Here is a 16665-nt window from a genome sequence, read left to right as displayed (position 1 = left end):
AACGGCGTTTCGTGGCTGAAGACAGCGATCTGGAAAAAAGCGAGGCCCCCACGCCCCACAGGCTGGAGAAGGCGCGTGAAGACGGCCAGATCCCGCGTTCCCGCGAACTGACCTCGGTACTGATGCTGCTCTCGGGCCTCGCGATCATCCTGATGTCCGGCAGCAACGTGGCGCAACAGCTGGCGGCGATGCTCACGCAGGGGTTGAACTTCGACCATGGCATGGTCAGCAACGATAAACAGATGCTGCGCCAGCTGGGCATGTTGCTGCGCCAGGCCGTGCTGGCGCTGTTGCCAATCATGGCGGGGCTGGTGCTGGTGGCGCTCGCCGCGCCGATGCTGTTGGGAGGCATTCTGTTCAGCGGCAAGTCGATCAAATTCGATTTGAAACGGCTGAACCCGTTGTCCGGGTTGAAGCGCATCTTTTCCAGCCAGGTGCTGGCCGAGCTGCTGAAAGGGATCCTGAAAGCAACGCTGGTCGGCTGGGTGACAGGCCTCTATCTCTGGCATAACTGGGCGGCAATGCTGCATCTGATGACCCAGCAGCCGCTCGATGCGTTGGGCAATGCGCTGCAGATGATTCTGTTCTGCGGTTTTCTGGTGGTGCTGGGATTGACGCCGATGGTGGCGTTCGACGTGTTCTACCAGCTGTGGAGCCACTTCAAAAAGCTGAAGATGACCAAGCAGGATATTCGCGACGAATTCAAAGACCAGGAAGGGGACCCGCACGTTAAGGGACGTATTCGCCAGCAGCAGCGGGCGATCGCCCGGCGCCGCATGATGGCCGATGTGCCCAAGGCGGACGTGATCGTCACCAACCCGACGCACTACGCCGTCGCGTTGCAGTACAACGACAAAAAAATGAGTGCGCCGAAAGTGCTGGCCAAGGGGGCGGGCGAAATCGCCTTGCGCATTCGCGAACTCGGTGCGGAGCACCGCATCCCGATGCTGGAAGCGCCGCCGCTGGCGCGTGCGCTGTATCGACACAGCGAGATTGGACAACATATTCCGGCCACCCTGTATGCCGCGGTCGCCGAAGTGCTGGCCTGGGTGTACCAACTGCGCCGCTGGCGGCGCGAGGGCGGCCTGATCCCGAAAAAACCTGAACGTTTACCGGTGCCGGAAGCACTGGATTTTGCAAGAGAGAGTGACTCTGATGGCTAATTTGGCCTCCCTGCTTCGTTTGCCGGGCAATTTTAAAGATACGCAGTGGCAGGTGTTGGCCGGCCCGGTGTTGATCCTGTTGATCCTGTCGATGATGGTGCTGCCGTTGCCGGCGTTTATCCTCGACCTGCTGTTTACCTTCAACATCGCGCTGTCGATCATGGTGCTGCTGGTGGCGATGTTCACCCAGCGCACGCTCGAATTCGCCGCCTTCCCGACCATTCTGCTGTTCTCCACGCTGCTGCGTTTGTCGCTCAACGTCGCGTCCACGCGCATTATCTTGCTGGAGGGGCACACCGGTTCCGCCGCCGCCGGCCGCGTGGTGGAGGCCTTCGGCCACTTCCTGGTGGGCGGCAACTTCGCCATCGGTATCGTGGTGTTCATCATCCTGGTGTTGATCAACTTCATGGTCATCACCAAGGGGGCCGGGCGTATCGCCGAAGTGGGCGCGCGTTTCGTCCTGGACGGCATGCCGGGTAAACAGATGGCGATCGACGCCGATCTGAACGCCGGGTTGATCGGCGAGGACGAAGCGAAGAAACGCCGCGCCGAAGTCACCCAGGAGGCCGATTTCTACGGCTCGATGGACGGTGCCAGTAAATTCGTGCGCGGCGACGCCATCGCCGGCCTGATGATCATGGTGCTGAACGTGGTCGGCGGCCTGTTGGTCGGCGTGGTGCAACACGGCATGGAGCTGGGGGCTGCAGCGGAAAGCTATACGCTGCTGACCATCGGCGACGGCCTGGTGGCGCAGATCCCGGCGTTGGTGATCTCTACCGCCGCCGGCGTTATCGTCACTCGCGTCGCGACCGATCAGGACGTCGGCGAGCAGATGGTGGGCCAGCTGTTCAACAATCCGCGCGTGATGCTGCTGAGCGCCGGGGTACTGGGGCTGTTGGGCCTGGTGCCGGGCATGCCGAACCTGGTGTTCCTGCTGTTTACCGCCGCTTTGCTGGGCCTGGCCTGGTGGCTGCGCGGCCGTGAACAACAGGCACCGAAAGCGGTGGAGGCGCCGGTGATGCCGGACAACCCGCAGGCCGCCGAAGCCAGCTGGGCCGACGTGCAGTTGGAGGATCCGCTGGGGATGGAAGTAGGCTATCGGTTGATTCCGATGGTCGATTTTCAACAAAACGGTGAGCTGCTGGGGCGTATCCGCGGTATTCGCAAGAAATTCGCGCAGGACATGGGGTATCTGCCGCCGGTGGTACACATTCGCGACAACCTGGAACTGCCGCCTGCCAGCTACCGCATCCTGATGAAAGGCGTCGAGATCGGCAGCGGTGAAGCGCAGCCGGGCCGCTGGCTGGCGATCAACCCCGGCAATGCCGTGGGTGAGCTGGCGGGAGACAAAACCGTCGATCCGGCCTTTGGGCTCGAGGCGGTGTGGATCGACAGCGCCTTGCGCGAGCAGGCGCAGATCCAGGGCTTTACCGTGGTTGAAGCCAGCACCGTTGTGGCGACGCACCTCAATCACCTGATCGGCCAGTTCGCCAGCGAGCTGTTTGGCCGCCAGGAAACCCAACAGTTGCTGGATCGCGTGTCGCAGGAGATGCCGAAACTGACCGAAGACTTCGTGCCGGGCGTGGTATCACTGACCACGCTGCACAAGGTGCTGCAAAACCTGCTGGCCGAGCGTGTTTCTATCCGCGATATGCGCACCATCGTCGAAACGCTGGCGGAGCATGCTCCGGCGCAAAGCGATCCTTATGAGCTGACCACCGTGGTGCGGGTAGCGCTGGGCAGGGCGATCACGCAGCAGTGGTTCCCGGGCAACGGCGAGATTCAGGTCATCGGTTTGGATACCCAACTGGAGCGCCTGTTGTTGCAGGCGTTGCAGGGCGGTGGCGGTCTGGAGCCGGGGCTGGCCGATCGCCTGCTGGATCAGGCGCGCCAGGCGCTGCAGCGGCAAGAGATGCTCAGCGCGCCGCCGGTGCTGCTGGTCAACCATGCGCTGCGGGCCTTGCTGGCGCGCTTCCTGCACCGCAGCCTGCCGCAGATCGTGGTGTTGTCCAACCTCGAAATCAACGACGATCGCCAGATTCGCATGACGTCGACCATTGGAGCCGCCTGATGAAACGCTGTCTGTTCGTGTTGTGTTTGCTGGCGCCGTTAACCGCCGGTGCGGTGTCCGGTTCCTGGGTGGCCGAAGGGGGGGGCGTGACGTTGGAACAGGGCGGCATGCGCGATGAGTCCGCCGGTTTGCGGCCGCCGAACGCGTTGCCGGATGCCAATGCGCGCATCACCAGCGTCAGCTGGCGCTACCGTTTACTGGGGCCGGAGCCGGTCGGGCTGCAGGCCCAGCTGTGTACGGTGAACCGCTGCATTCCGCTCGGCGGCGGCAGCGGCAGCAGCAACGGTTTGCAGGGCGAACCGGCCAATGCGGAATTGCGCTTTGTCTATTACGTGCAGTCGCAAGGCGGGCTGAACCCGCCGCTGCGCGTGATTGGCAATCAGGTCATCGTCAATTATCAGTAGGATCAGGCCAGAATTTGCAGGCCGTTGCGTTCCACCAGTGACAGCAGCTTCATTGCGGCGGAGTTCGGTTGCGCTTCGCCGCGCTCCCATTTTTGTACCGCCTTTTTACTGACGTTGAGATACAGCGCAAACACCGGCTGACTGACGTTTTCCCGTTCGCGCAGCGCGCGGATCTCGGCCGGCCCGAACTGTTTCACCGGCCGCAGACACAGCATGTCGAAGGTGCGCATGGTCACGTCGTCGACGAAACCGGCGCGGTGCAGGCCCTGAACTTCCTGGTGGATCGATTTCAGCATCTTGCTCATAGTTGTAACCTTAGTAATTCCCCGCAGTTGACCAGCTGATACAGTCTGAATGGTGAATAATCCAGATACAGCGCCGCCAAATGCCGCCAGGAAATTAACTCATCCTGATTGATGTTGTCTCTTTCGTTTTTGGCAAAGCCATACATGAAAAAGATCCTGCCTTCATCTGCCGTTGCGATTAATACCCGATACCCGCGCCGTTTTCCACTCCCCATCCGGGTGATGCGTTTTTTGTAAACGCAACCACCGAGATTGGCGTCGTACAACTGATTTTGCATCTCTCGCGCCGCTTTCACTATCGTGGCGTCACTGATGCGTTCGTCGCCGGCAAATGTCTGGAAGGCTTTTGTGAGATAAATGTCGGTCATTCACTCTCCGTGTGAAAATATACCCTTAGTGGGTATAGATCAAGATGTTTAACGACCGAGCTAAGATGACGAAATAGGGAGTGATGAGGAACAGGCAAATATCCGTTCTGCGCAGCCTGGCGCATAACGTTAAGGGAATTCAGAAAGCGATAAGAAGAAAATGCGAGAGGGCGCGCATAGCCGGGTAAACCCGCGCCCGGTGGTGCGCACACCGGGCGAAATCAGGGGGGGTTAGACGCCGATTTTTCTGCCGAGCAGGCTGCCGGCGTGCGACTGGCCGTCCGGGCCATACAGCGATTTGTTGTTCTTGCTGAGGATCGCCAGCGCCTGAGCGTTATGGTCGATCTGCTGATTGAGCAACAGGCCATTGTGCTGATTCTTCTCGCGCAGCGTCTGGCTCAGCAGCTGAACGCGTTGCCAGCGATCGGCCAAGGGCGCATGGCTGGCGTAGGGCGCGCGTTGCCCGCAGGCTTTTTCCTGCCCCAGACGCTGTTGCTCGAGGTAGGCGACCGTCGCCAGCAGTTGGCTTTTGGCATCGGTTACGCGCTGCAGCGCCACGCCGGGCAACTGGCCGGAACACAGCAAGTCGTGCTCTTCCTCCAGCACGCCATTGAGCGCCTGCAGCGTTTCCAACAGTTTATCCAGCAGTTGTGCCAGGTTTTCCATAGTGATGACTTATCCTTTACCGCTACTCGCCGCCGCGCCGTCAGTCGCGCCCGGCGATCCATTGAATGTCGCTCTGCGCGTCTTGCAGCAGCGCGTAGGCGATTTTGCCGGCGTCCATCTTCAGTTCGCCGTTGCGGATCGCCTGCTTGATGGCCTCGACCCGGCCCATATCGATATCCTGGGTGCCCGGCTGCATCAGGCGCGCCTGCGCCTCGCTCAGTTTGACCTGCGTGCCGCTGACGGCCGTTTCGGCCACGGCGGCCTTACGCGGTTGGAGCGGGTTGTCGGCCGGGGTTTCACGCGGTTGCACAGTGGAAACCGGCTGTAACCGCTGGGTGCGATCGATACTCATGGTCCATCTCCGTTTACGCCGTGACCGCTCGGGGGCGACGACGCTGCAATGAAAGTTTTGCGGCCCTGGTGGCCAATAAAATGCTGCTTGATTTGTCTTATCGGCAAGGTTTGCGGAACCTTTACTTTTTTATAACGTAATGCGAATCGCGCCGTCGTCCCCGACCACGCCGCTGACGATCTGCCCGGACGCCATGCGCACGCGCACGCTGTCTTCGGCGGCGGCGTTGTTCATCGCCTTGCCCGCACCGCTGATGTTGAACCCTTCGCCCTGCGCGGTGACCTGTACCGGTTGCCCGGCTTTGATAATCCAAGCTCGGCGCAGCATGGCGAGGGTCAGCGGTTGGCCGGGGCTGATATTGCGCAGGCTGACGGCGCCTAACGCTTTGCCCGCTTCGGTCAGCGCGCGCGGCGGCAGGGTATCGAGCCGGCCTTCCTTCAATGCCAGATCCGCCGCGGTTAACCGGCTGCCGGCGCTGATGCCGCGTGCCGAAACCAGATAGCGGCCGAACACCTGCACCTGCGTCTGGATAAAACGCCGCTCCTGGCCACAGCGCGCCGAAATGCTGACGTTGCCGCCGATCCGCGCGTTGGGCGGCAGCGACAGCTGGGGCAGTTCGCAGGCGGGCCATTGGGCCGGCGGCGTGCGCACCCGCACTTTCACCTGTACCGGCTCGCCGGTGAACTTGCCTTTGATGAAGCTTTCGATTTGCGTCGCCAGATCGTCGGCGCGCGCGTTCAGACTGCACAGCAGGCCGATAAGCAGCAGCATTTTACCTTTCATCGTCATCTTCTCAAGCTTCATCGGGATACGCGTAAGTGTACCCGCAGCGCGCGCAGGCTAAGCAGATAAATAGCGCCCCATTTTGCGTCTATTCCCGCGATAGGGTGACGCTGGGGACGTTTATCCTGTCGACTCCAAATTCTAACCTCGCGGAGGGAGCATGCTCGACAAACTGGACGCGGCTCTGCGCTTTGGCCAAGAGGCGCTGAACTTGCGCGCCCAGCGGCAGGAAATTCTGGCCGCCAACATCGCCAACGCAGACACACCGGGTTATCAGGCGCGGGATATCGATTTCGCCAGCCAATTGAACAAAGTGCTGGAACAAGGGCGCGTCAACGGCAACGGCATGTCGCTGAACCTGACGGCGGCGCGCCACATCCCGGCGCAAACCCTGCAGCCGCCGCAGCTCGATCTGTTGTACCGGGTACCGGACCAGCCGTCGATGGACGGCAACACGGTGGACATGGATCGCGAACGCACCAACTTTGCCGATAACAGCCTGAAATATCAGACCGACCTGACGCTGCTCAACGGGCAGATCAAAGGGATGATGTCCGTGCTGCAACAAGGATAAGGCGCATGTCTTTACTGAACATTTTTGATATCTCCGGCTCGGCGTTATCGGCGCAATCCCAGCGCATGAACGTCAGCGCCAGCAACATGGCCAACGCCGACAGCGTGACCGGCCCGGACGGCGAGCCTTACCGCGCCAAGCAGGTGGTGTTCCAGGTCGCGGCGGCGCCCGGGCAGCCGACCGGCGGCGTGCGCGTCGCTCAGGTGGTGGACGATCCGGCGCCCGAGCGTCTGGTGTACCAGCCGGGCAACCCGCTGGCGGACGCCAAGGGCTACGTGCGCATGCCGAACGTCGACGTCGTGGGGGAAATGGTCAACACCATCTCCGCTTCCCGCAGCTACCAGGCCAACGTCGAGGTGCTCAACACCACCAAGTCGATGATGATGAAAACCCTGACGCTGGGTCAGTAACCGGAGGTTCCCATGGCTATTGCCGCAACCACTAACGAGTCGTTGGACAACACCGTCATCGGTAACAACAGCAAAAATACCAACAGCCAGGATCTGCACAACAGCTTCCTGACGCTGCTGGTGGCGCAGTTGAAAAACCAGGATCCGACCAATCCGATGCAGAACAACGAGCTGACCTCGCAGCTGGCGCAGATCAACACCGTTCAGGGCATCGAAAAACTCAACACCACGCTGGGCTCGATCTCCGGCCAGATCAACAGCAACCAGTCGCTGCAGGCGACGGCGCTGATCGGTCATGGCGTGATGGTGCCGGGCAACAACATTCTGGTCGGCAGCAAGGATGGCAAGGTCAGCACCACGCCGTTCGGCGTGGAACTGGAGCGCGCCGCCGATCAGGTGACCGCCACCATCACCAACGCCAGCGGGCAGGTGGTGCGCACTATCGAAATCGGCGGCCTGACCGCCGGCGTACACGCCTTCACCTGGGACGGTTCGCTGGACGACGGCTCTACCGCGCCCGACGGCGCCTACAAAGTGGCGATTAACGCCAAAGGCAACGGTGAACAGTTGGTGGCGCGCAGCCTGCACTTCGGGCTGGTGAACGGCGTGATCCGCGACGGCAACGGCGCCAAGCTGGATCTCGGCCTGGCGGGCAACGCCACCCTGGAAGACGTGCGACAGATCTTATAACCCTAAGCATCAGGCTCAATCGGACGATAGCCTGACCACTATTCGGAGAATAACATGGCCTTTTCTCAGGCAGTCAGCGGCTTGAACGCGGCAGCAACCAACCTGGACGTGATCGGTAACAACATCGCCAACTCCGCGACCGCGGGTTTCAAATCCGGCAGCGTGTCCTTCGCCGACATGTTCGCCGGTTCGCAGGTTGGGCTGGGCGTTAAAGTGTCCGGCATCACCCAGAACTTCAAGGGCGGCACCACCACCGGCACCAGCCGTGCGCTGGATGTGGCCATCAACGGCAACGGCTTCTTCCGCATGCAGGATAAAGACGGCGGTATCTTCTATACCCGCAACGGCCAGTTCAAGCTGGACGAGAACCGCAATCTGACCAACATGCAGGGCCTGCAGCTGACCGGTTACCCGGCGGCCGGTTCCCCGCCGACCATCCAGCAGGGTGCCAACCCGGTGCCGCTGAGCATTCCTGAAGGCATGATGAACGCCAAGGCGTCTACCTCCGGTGAGATGGTAACCAACCTGAAGTCCACCCATAAAGTGCCGGAGAACAAGACGTTCGATCCGACCAAACAGGACAGCTACAACTACGTCAACACCATCACCGCCTACGACTCGCTGGGTAACGCGCACAACATCAACGCCTACTTCGTGAAGACGGAAGACAACAAGTGGCAGGTCTATACCCAGGACGGCAGCGCAGCGCCAGTGAACGCCGGCACCATGGAGTTCAGCACCAGCGGCAACCTGGTGAAAACCACCAGCACCAACGGCGCGCCGGGCGAGTTCAGCATGGTGATCCCGATGACCGCCAAAGACGGCGCACCGGCGCAAAACTTCACCCTGAGCTTCGCCGGCAGCATGCAGCAGAACGTGGGCAGCGACTCGGTGAGCAAAGTGGCGCAGGACGGCTATGCCGCCGGTGAATACACCAACTTCCAAATCAACAACGACGGCACCGTCGTGGGCATCTACTCCAACCAGCAGACCCAGGTGCTGGGCCAGATCGTCATGGCCAACTTCTCCAACCCGGAAGGGCTGGCGTCGCAGGGCGATAACGTGTGGCAGGAAACCGGTGCATCCGGCCAGCCGCGCGTCGGTCTGTCGGGCGGCGGCGGCTTCGGTAAGCTGACCAGCGGCGCGCTGGAGTCTTCCAACGTCGATCTGAGCCAGGAGCTGGTGAACATGATCGTCGCACAGCGTAACTACCAGTCCAACGCCCAGACCATCAAGACGCAGGACTCCATCCTGCAGACGCTGGTTAGCCTGCGCTAATAGGGCCGAGTCATGGATCACGCGATTTATACCGCGATGGGCGCGGCGCGCCAAACGCTGGAACAGCAGTCCATCACCGCCAACAACCTGGCCAATGCGTCGACGCCGGGCTTTCGCGCCCAGCTCGCCGCGTTGCGCGCGGTACCGGTCGACGGGCCGAGTATGGCGACGCGCACCTTGGTGACCGCGTCGACGCCGGGCGCCGACATGAGCCAGGGGGCGCTGAACTACACGTCGCGTCCGCTGGACGTGGCGCTGCAGCAGGACGGTTTCCTGGCGGTGAGCCTGCCGGGTGTCGGTGAAGCCTATACCCGCAACGGCAACATTCAGATCTCCTCCACCGGGCGGTTGACGGTGCAGGGGCTGCCGGTGATGGGCGACGGCGGCCCGATCGAGGTGCCGCCGTCGGCGGAGATCACCATCGCGGCCGACGGCACCATCTCGGCGCTGAACGCCGGCGATCCGCCGAACACCATCGCGCAGATCGGCCGCCTGAAGCTGGTGAAAGCCGATGCGCGCGAAGTGATGCGCGGTGACGACGGGCTGTTCCGCCTGACGCCGGAAACCCAACAGCAGCGCGGCAATCAGTTGCAAAACGATCCGCTGGTGCGGGTGATGCCGGGCGTGCTGGAAGGCAGCAACGTCAAGCCGGTGGAAACCATGGTCGACATGATCGCCAACGCCCGCCGCTTTGAAATGCAAATGAAGGTCATCCACAGCGTGGATGAAAACGAACAGCGTGCCAACTCACTGCTCTCAATGAGTTAAGCAGCAAGGAAATAACCGATGATTCCATCCTTATGGATTGCCAAAACCGGTCTGGACGCGCAGCAGACCAACATGGACGTGATCGCCAACAACCTGGCGAACGTCAGCACCAACGGCTTCAAACGCCAGCGGGCGGTATTTGAAGACCTGCTGTATCAGACCATGCGTCAGCCGGGGGCGCAGTCCTCCGAGCAGACCACGCTGCCCTCCGGCCTGCAGATCGGGACCGGCGTGCGTCCGGTGGCGACCGAGCGTCTGCACAGCCAGGGCAACCTGTCGCAGACCAACAACAGTAAAGATGTCGCCATCAAGGGGCAGGGTTTCTTCCAGGTGATGCTGCCGGACGGCACTCAGGCCTATACCCGCGACGGGTCGTTCCAGATCGATCAGAACGGCCAGCTGGTGACCTCCAGCGGTTTCCAGGTGCAGCCGGCGATCACCATTCCGGCTAACGCGTTGTCCATCACCGTCGGCCGCGACGGTATCGTCAGCGTCACCCAGCAGGGGCAAACCGCCGCCCAGCAGGTAGGCCAACTGACGCTGACCACGTTTGTCAACGACAGCGGTCTGGAGAGCGTGGGCGAGAACCTGTATCAGGAAACCGAAAGCTCGGGGGCGCCGAACGAGAGCACCCCGGGGCTGAACGGCGCCGGTTTGCTGTATCAGGGCTACGTGGAAACCTCCAACGTCAACGTGGCGGAAGAGCTGGTCAACATGATCCAGACTCAGCGCGCTTACGAGATCAACAGCAAAGCGGTATCGACCTCCGATCAGATGCTGCAAAAGCTGACGCAACTGTAATCTGTCATTGACGGGCCCGGCTTGCCGCGCCCGTCATTCTCTTTCGTGAAACAAAGGCGATACCCGTGGTAACCACATATTCGATGGCAATCCTGCCGCGGCAGGGACAACGCTGGCTGGCGGGAATGGTGATGCTGACGCTGAGCGGCTGCGCCTATATCCCGCACAAACCGCTGGTGGACGGCGCGACCACGGCGCAGCCCGCGCCGGCCAGCGCGCCGATGCCGAACGGCTCGATCTTCCAGACGGTGCAGCCGATGAACTACGGCTACCAGCCGCTGTTCGAAGACCGCCGTCCGCGCAACGTCGGCGACACCCTGACCATCGTGCTGCAGGAAAACGTCAGCGCCAGCAAGAGCTCTTCCGCCAACGCCAGCCGCAACGGCGCCAGCAAGTTCGGCGTCGCCACCTCGCCGCGTTACCTCGACGGCCTGTTGGGCAATGCGCGCGCCGATATGGACATTTCCGGCGACAGCACCTTCGGCGGCAAGGGCGGCGCCAACGCCAACAACACCTTCAACGGCACCATTACGGTGACGGTCAACCAGGTGCTGGCCAACGGCAACCTGCACGTGGTAGGGGAAAAGCAGATCGCCATCAACCAGGGCACGGAATTCATCCGCTTCTCCGGCGTCGTCAATCCGCGCACCATCAGCGGCAACAACTCGGTGACCTCGACGCAGGTGGCGGACGCACGTATCGAATACGTCGGCAATGGCTATATCAACGAAGCGCAGACCATGGGCTGGCTGCAGCGCTTCTTCTTAAATGTTTCACCGTTCTAAGGATTGACTGATGCTGAAAAAATGGTTTATCGCGCTGTGCGTCGGGCTGGTGTGCTTGCCGGCGGCGGCGGAGCGCATCCGCGATCTGGTGACGGTGCAGGGCGTGCGAGACAACGCCCTGATCGGCTACGGCCTGGTGGTGGGGCTGGACGGCTCCGGCGACCAGACCATGCAGACGCCGTTTACCACCCAAAGCCTGAGCAACATGCTGTCGCAGCTGGGCATCACCGTGCCGCCAGGCACCAACATGCAGCTGAAAAACGTGGCGGCGGTGATGGTAACCGCCAAACTGCCGCCGTTCTCGCGCGCCGGGCAGAACATCGACGTGGTGGTTTCTTCGATGGGCAACGCCAAGAGCCTGCGTGGCGGCACCCTGCTGATGACGCCGCTCAAAGGCGTGGATAACCAGGTTTATGCGCTGGCGCAGGGCAACGTGCTGGTCGGCGGCGCGGGTGCGGCGGCCGGCGGCAGCAGCGTGCAGGTCAACCAGCTGGCGGGCGGGCGCATCAGCAACGGCGCCACCATCGAGCGCGAGCTGCCGACCACCTTCGGCAGCGGCGGCGTTCTCAACCTGCAACTGAACGACGAAGATTTCACGCTGGCGCAGCAGATCAGCGACGCCATCAACCGCCAACGCGGCGGCGGCACCGCGACGCCGCTCGACGCCCGCACGATCCAGGTGCTGGTGCCGCAGGGCAACAGCTCTCAGGTGCGCTTCCTGGCGGAGATTCAAAACATCACCGTCAACGTCGGGGCGATGGATGCCAAAGTGATCATCAACTCGCGCACCGGTTCGGTGGTGATGAACCGCGATGTGATCCTCGACTCTTGCGCCGTCGCCCAGGGCAACCTGTCGGTGGTGGTCGATCGGCAGAACACCGTCAGCCAACCGACGACGCCGTTCGGCGGCGGCCAGACGGTGGTGACGCCAAACACCCAGATCTCGGTGCAACAGCAGGGCGGATCGCTGCAGAAGGTGAACGCCAGCGCCAACCTGAACAACGTGATCCGCGCGCTGAACGCGCTGGGCGCCACGCCGATCGATCTGATGTCGATCCTGCAGGCGATGCAGAGCGCCGGCTGCCTGCGCGCCAAGCTGGAAATCATCTGATGGCCGGCGATCTGATGGCGATGTCGGGCGCGGCCTATGACGCCCAGGCGCTGAATGGCCTCAAGCGCGATGCGGCGGCCGACCCGCAGGGCAACCTCAAGCAGGTGGCCCAGCAGGTGGAAGGCATGTTCGTGCAGATGATGCTGAAAAGCATGCGTTCCGCCTTGCCGCAGGACGGGGTATTGAGCAGCGATCAAACGCGGCTCTATACCTCGATGTACGACCAGCAAATCGCCCAGCAGATGTCGCAAAAAGGGCTGGGGCTGGCCGACATGATGGTCAAGCAGATGAGCAACGCCAACACGGTGCCGAGCGAAACGGCGGGCCTGTCGCCGATGGCGCTGGACAACGAGGTGCTGCAAACGCTGCCGAACCAGGCGCTGGAGCAGATGGTGCGTCGCGCGATGCCGAAAGCCCCGCCGGCCGCCGCGCCGCTGTCGCTCAACAACGGCAACTTCGTCGCTCGCCTGTCGATACCGGCGAAGGTCGCCAGCCAGCAGAGCGGCATTCCGCATCAGCTGATCGTCGCGCAGGCGGCGCTGGAGTCCGGTTGGGGGCAGCGCGAGATCCCGACCTCGGACGGCACGCCGAGCTACAACCTGTTCGGCATTAAGGCCGGCGGCAGCTGGAACGGGCCGGTGACGGAGATCACCACCACCGAGTTCGAACAGGGCGCGGCGAAGAAGGTGAAGGCGAAGTTCCGCGTCTACGGCTCGTACGTCGAGGCGATCGCCGATTACGTCAAGCTGCTGACCAACAACCCGCGCTACGCCGACGTGGCCGCCGCGCGCAGCCCGGAGCAGGCGGCGCATGCGCTGCAACGCGCCGGCTACGCCACCGACCCGCAGTACGCCAGCAAACTGGTCAGCGTGATTCAGCAGATGAAGAACGCAGGGGAACAGGCGGTCAAAGCGTATACCCACGATCTGAAAGATTTGTTCTAAATCCCCGTCAGGCTTGACGCCGCCGCGGCGTTGACTGCACAGGCTCGCCCCGGTCACTTGGCTTAACCAGGCTCCCGGGGACGCCCTTGCTTGTCGCCTTGCTGCGACGCCAATTATTGAGGGGATAGGCGGTAATGAAGGCTGGCTGGATGCTGACCGCATTGCCGCTTTTTTTCCTCAAGTTCTTCTCATTTTTGCCGATAACCGAGACAGGCTGAGCGAACAGGCTCAGCAGCTCAATTAGAACCCTGTGGGCCACCGGCGCCGCAGCATAAGGAATCCCGATGTCCAATAGCTTAATCAATACCGCGATGAGCGGGCTGAATGCGGCTCAGGTGGCGCTCAGTACCGTCAGCAACAACATCTCCAACTACAACGTGGCGGGCTATAACCGCCAGACCGCGATCCTGGCGCAGAACGGCGGCATGGCCACCATGAGCGGCTTTATCGGCAACGGCGTGACCGTCACCAGCGTCAACCGCGAGTACAACCAGTTCATCACCAACCAGCTGCGCGGTGCGCAAAGCGCCTTCGGGGCGCAAAACGCCTATTACGAGAAGATTTCGCAGATAGACAACCTGCTGGCGAGCAAAACCAACCCGCTGTCGACCAACATGCAGGATTTCTTCACCAACCTGCAGAACCTGGTGAGCAACGCCGGTGACGACGCCGCGCGCCAGACGGTGTTGGGCAAGGCCAACGGCCTGGTGAACCAGTTCAACAACACCGACAAATTCCTGCGCGACATGGACAACGGCGTCAATCAGCAGATCAGCGATACGGCGCAGCAGATCAACAGCTACGGCCAACAGATCGCCAAGCTGAACGACGAGATCACCCGTTTGCGCGGCAGCGCCGGCGGCGAGCCGAATGCGTTGCTGGATCAGCGCGATCAGCTGGTTACCGAGTTGAATCAGCTGGTGGGCGTGCAGGTCACGCAGCAGGATGGCGACGCTTATACCGTCTCCTTCGCCAACGGTTTGACCCTGGTGCAGGGCAGCAACACTTATCAGGTGGAGGCGATGCCTTCCAGCAGCGATCCTTCCCGCCTGACCATCGGTTATAACCGCGGCAATGGCGCCAGCGAAGTGCCGGAAGGCCAGATCACCAGCGGCAGCCTGAGCGGCGTGCTGAAATTCCGCAGCGAGACGCTGGACGGCGTGCGCAATCAGCTGGGCCAGTTGGCGTTGGCAATGGCGGACAGCTTCAACCAGCAGCATCGCGCCGGTTTCGACCTGAACGGTGACGCAGGCGGCGACTTCTTCAGCTTCAGCGGCGGCCGGGTGGTGGATAACACCCGCAACACCGGCGACGCGTCGCTGTCGGTCGCTTACACCGACACCGGCAAGGTGAAGGCCAACGATTATCGCGTCGAGTTCGACGGCAGCAACTGGCAGGTCAGCCGCCTGCCGGACAACGTGAAAGTCAACGCCACGCCGGGCACCAGCGCCGATGGCAAACCGACGCTGAACTTCGATGGGCTGGAAGTGAGCATCGACGGCAATGCGCAGGCTAAAGACAGCTTCACCGTGAAGCCGGTCAGCGACGTGGCGGGCAATCTGAAAGTGGCCATCACCGATTCGTCCAAGATCGCCGCCGCCGGTAAAGACGACAGCGGCCGAGGCGATAACGAAAACGCCAAGAAGCTGCTGGATCTGCAGACCAAAAACCTGGTGGACGGCAAGGCGACCTTGAGCGGCGCTTACGCCGGCATCGTCAGCGGCGTCGGTAACCAGACCGCTGCCGCCAAGGCCATCGCCACTTCGCAGGCCAAGATCGTGACGCAGCTGGGCGCGCAACAGCAGTCGATGTCCGGCGTTAACCTTGACGAAGAGTACGGCGAGCTGCTGCGTTTCCAGCAGTACTACATGGCCAACGCGCAGGTGATCCAGACCGCCAGCTCGCTGTTCGACGCGCTGCTGAATATTCGTTGATTTCATTGTTAACCGGCGCTGATAACGGCGCCGGTCGCTCAGAGTAAGGAACCCACAGCATGCGCATGAGCACCAGCATGATGTACCAACAGAACATGAACGGCATCACGGGCAACCAGTCGCTGTTCATGAAGGCCGCCGAGCAGCTTTCCTCGGGCAAGCGGGTGATCAACCCGTCCGACGATCCGCTGGCGGCGTCGCGCGCGGTGATGTTATCGCAGTCGCAGGCGGAAAACAGCCAATACACGCTGGCGCGGACTTTCGCTCGCCAAAGCGTGTCGATGGAAGAAACGGTCTTGGCCGGCGCGACGTCCACCATCGCGGACATGAAGGCGCTGATCGTCAGCGCCGGCGGCACGGAAAGCGATAACGACCGCCAGTCGTTGGCCACCCAGCTGCAGGGGCTGAAAGATCAGCTGCTGAACCAGGCCAACAGCACCGACGGCAACGGCCGCTATATGTTCGGCGGATACGTGAACGACAAGGCGCCGTTCGTCGACAACGGCGGCACCGTCAGCTATCAGGGCGGTGACAAGACGGTTCAGCAGAAAGTGGACGCCAACCGCACCATGACCATCGGTCATACCGGCAACGCGGTGTTCATGTCGTTGACCAGCAACCCGAAGCCTGAGCCGGACGGCAGCGCGCCGGTCAGCAACGTGTTCGAGAGTATCGATATCGCGCTGAACGCGCTGAAAACCCCGCTGCAGGGCGCCGATGAGGCTACCAAGCAGCAGGTGAACGATGCGCTGGCGAAAGCCAACCGCGGCCTGGACAACTCATACAACAACGTGCTGAGCGTGCGCGCCGAGCTGGGCAGCCAGCTGCAGGAGATGGATCAGCTGGACAGCATCGGCAAAGAGCGCGACATGACCAACCAGGTCCAGATGAGCGCGTTGACGGATGCCGATCTGGCCGAGTCTATTTCGTCTTACTTTATGCAGCAGGCGGCACTGCAGGCGTCGTATAAAACCTTCAGCGATATGCAGGGCATGTCGCTGTTCCAGATGAATCGTTAAGAGCAAGACCCCGTTGCCTGACCGCGACGGGTTTCCCTTTAGTGCGCTTAGAAAACGTCCTCTCCGCCCCGCGGGGAGGAAGGCTTCTTGAAACCGGGCGCACTCGTTTGGCGCGTCACTCGTTCTCCCACTACTGACTGAGTGACGCGCCTTTTTTTCATCAGGGAAGAAATAATACGATTGTCACCTCTGTTTAATGCGCAACGGCATTATTGAAATCAGTGGTGGAAAAATCGCGA

The 16665-nt window shown here is 61.7% G+C and carries 19 protein-coding genes; 14 read left to right on the top strand and 5 right to left on the bottom strand.

What is annotated here, in order from left to right; genetic code table 11:
• Positions 1-11: 11 nt before the first annotated feature.
• Genes flhB through AC4PR2_RS01085 form a run of 3 tightly spaced genes read left to right on the top strand, consistent with a single transcriptional unit; the run spans position 12 to position 3638 of the window.
• The gene (gene flhB, locus AC4PR2_RS01095; protein ID WP_443014400.1) at positions 12-1163 is read left to right on the top strand and encodes a flagellar biosynthesis protein FlhB; all 1152 of its coding nucleotides are present in this window, start codon (positions 12-14) and stop codon (positions 1161-1163) included.
• Positions 1156-3234: a flagellar biosynthesis protein FlhA gene (gene flhA / locus AC4PR2_RS01090; RefSeq protein ID WP_492174825.1), complete on the top strand. Its 2079-nt coding sequence runs from the start codon at positions 1156-1158 to the stop codon at positions 3232-3234. The genes flhB and flhA overlap by 8 nt, the downstream gene beginning before the upstream one ends.
• On the top strand, positions 3234-3638 hold the full coding sequence (locus AC4PR2_RS01085; protein WP_060420791.1) for a flagellar protein FlhE: 405 nt from the start codon (positions 3234-3236) through the stop codon (positions 3636-3638). The genes flhA and AC4PR2_RS01085 overlap by 1 nt, the downstream gene beginning before the upstream one ends.
• A 2-nt stretch (positions 3639-3640) precedes the next feature.
• Here AC4PR2_RS01085 and AC4PR2_RS01080 read toward each other — a convergent pair whose 3' ends face one another.
• The 5 genes from AC4PR2_RS01080 to flgA all read right to left on the bottom strand — a co-directional run bounded on the left by AC4PR2_RS01080 (position 3641) and on the right by flgA (position 6112).
• Positions 3641-3943 carry a helix-turn-helix domain-containing protein gene (locus tag AC4PR2_RS01080; protein ID WP_038876832.1) on the bottom strand — a complete coding sequence of 101 codons (303 nt, stop codon included), beginning with the start codon at positions 3941-3943 and terminating at the stop codon, positions 3641-3643.
• Complete coding sequence (locus AC4PR2_RS01075; protein ID WP_492174824.1) at positions 3940-4311, bottom strand: type II toxin-antitoxin system RelE/ParE family toxin; 372 nt, start codon at positions 4309-4311, stop codon at positions 3940-3942. Before AC4PR2_RS01075 ends, AC4PR2_RS01080 begins: the two co-directional genes overlap by 4 nt.
• Positions 4312-4542: 231 nt before the next feature.
• Positions 4543-4977 carry a flagella synthesis protein FlgN gene (locus AC4PR2_RS01070; protein WP_033634998.1) on the bottom strand — a complete coding sequence of 145 codons (435 nt, stop codon included), beginning with the start codon at positions 4975-4977 and terminating at the stop codon, positions 4543-4545.
• A gap of 40 nt (positions 4978-5017) precedes the next feature.
• The gene (gene flgM, locus AC4PR2_RS01065; protein ID WP_492174823.1) at positions 5018-5329 is read right to left on the bottom strand and encodes a flagellar biosynthesis anti-sigma factor FlgM; all 312 of its coding nucleotides are present in this window, start codon (positions 5327-5329) and stop codon (positions 5018-5020) included.
• A 129-nt stretch (positions 5330-5458) separates the two neighbouring features.
• Entirely contained in the window at positions 5459-6112 is a 654-nt protein-coding gene (gene flgA / locus AC4PR2_RS01060; protein WP_060420907.1) for a flagellar basal body P-ring formation chaperone FlgA, read from the bottom strand.
• A 160-nt stretch (positions 6113-6272) separates the two neighbouring features.
• On the opposite strand from flgA, the gene flgB reads away from it, so the two are divergent.
• From flgB to flgL, 11 genes are all read left to right on the top strand, one after another.
• Positions 6273-6686: a flagellar basal body rod protein FlgB gene (gene flgB, locus AC4PR2_RS01055; protein WP_033634995.1), complete on the top strand. Its 414-nt coding sequence runs from the start codon at positions 6273-6275 to the stop codon at positions 6684-6686.
• A gap of 5 nt (positions 6687-6691) precedes the next feature.
• A complete protein-coding gene (gene flgC / locus AC4PR2_RS01050) occupies positions 6692-7096 on the top strand; it encodes a flagellar basal body rod protein FlgC (RefSeq protein ID WP_004934826.1) in 405 nt (134 codons plus the stop codon).
• Between the two features lie 12 nt (positions 7097-7108).
• Positions 7109-7786 (top strand): flagellar hook assembly protein FlgD, encoded by a 678-nt coding sequence (gene flgD / locus AC4PR2_RS01045; protein ID WP_016927297.1) that lies wholly within the window; start codon positions 7109-7111, stop codon positions 7784-7786.
• A 54-nt stretch (positions 7787-7840) separates the two neighbouring features.
• Positions 7841-9064, top strand: a complete 1224-nt coding sequence (gene flgE, locus AC4PR2_RS01040) for a flagellar hook protein FlgE (protein ID WP_004934822.1) — start codon at positions 7841-7843, stop codon at positions 9062-9064.
• 12 nt (positions 9065-9076) lie between these two features.
• Positions 9077-9832 carry a flagellar basal body rod protein FlgF gene (locus AC4PR2_RS01035; protein WP_443014399.1) on the top strand — a complete coding sequence of 252 codons (756 nt, stop codon included), beginning with the start codon at positions 9077-9079 and terminating at the stop codon, positions 9830-9832.
• Between the two features lie 18 nt (positions 9833-9850).
• Positions 9851-10633, top strand: a complete 783-nt coding sequence (flgG, locus tag AC4PR2_RS01030; RefSeq protein WP_004934819.1) for a flagellar basal-body rod protein FlgG — start codon at positions 9851-9853, stop codon at positions 10631-10633.
• 83 nt (positions 10634-10716) lie between these two features.
• Positions 10717-11418: a flagellar basal body L-ring protein FlgH gene (flgH, locus tag AC4PR2_RS01025; RefSeq protein ID WP_004934817.1), complete on the top strand. Its 702-nt coding sequence runs from the start codon at positions 10717-10719 to the stop codon at positions 11416-11418.
• 10 nt (positions 11419-11428) lie between these two features.
• Positions 11429-12529, top strand: a complete 1101-nt coding sequence (locus AC4PR2_RS01020; RefSeq protein ID WP_004934816.1) for a flagellar basal body P-ring protein FlgI — start codon at positions 11429-11431, stop codon at positions 12527-12529.
• A complete protein-coding gene (gene flgJ, locus AC4PR2_RS01015) occupies positions 12529-13473 on the top strand; it encodes a flagellar assembly peptidoglycan hydrolase FlgJ (RefSeq protein ID WP_049200258.1) in 945 nt (314 codons plus the stop codon). Before AC4PR2_RS01020 ends, flgJ begins: the two co-directional genes overlap by 1 nt.
• Positions 13474-13757: 284 nt before the next feature.
• Positions 13758-15407 (top strand): flagellar hook-associated protein FlgK, encoded by a 1650-nt coding sequence (gene flgK / locus AC4PR2_RS01010; protein WP_060425883.1) that lies wholly within the window; start codon positions 13758-13760, stop codon positions 15405-15407.
• Between the two features lie 59 nt (positions 15408-15466).
• The gene (flgL, locus tag AC4PR2_RS01005; protein WP_060420803.1) at positions 15467-16426 is read left to right on the top strand and encodes a flagellar hook-associated protein FlgL; all 960 of its coding nucleotides are present in this window, start codon (positions 15467-15469) and stop codon (positions 16424-16426) included.
• Positions 16427-16665: the final 239 nt, after the last annotated feature.

Source organism: Serratia sp. A07, from assembly GCF_058725505.1.
Note: the sequence above shows the minus strand (reverse complement) of the source record. Positions and strands in the feature narration are given on the sequence as shown.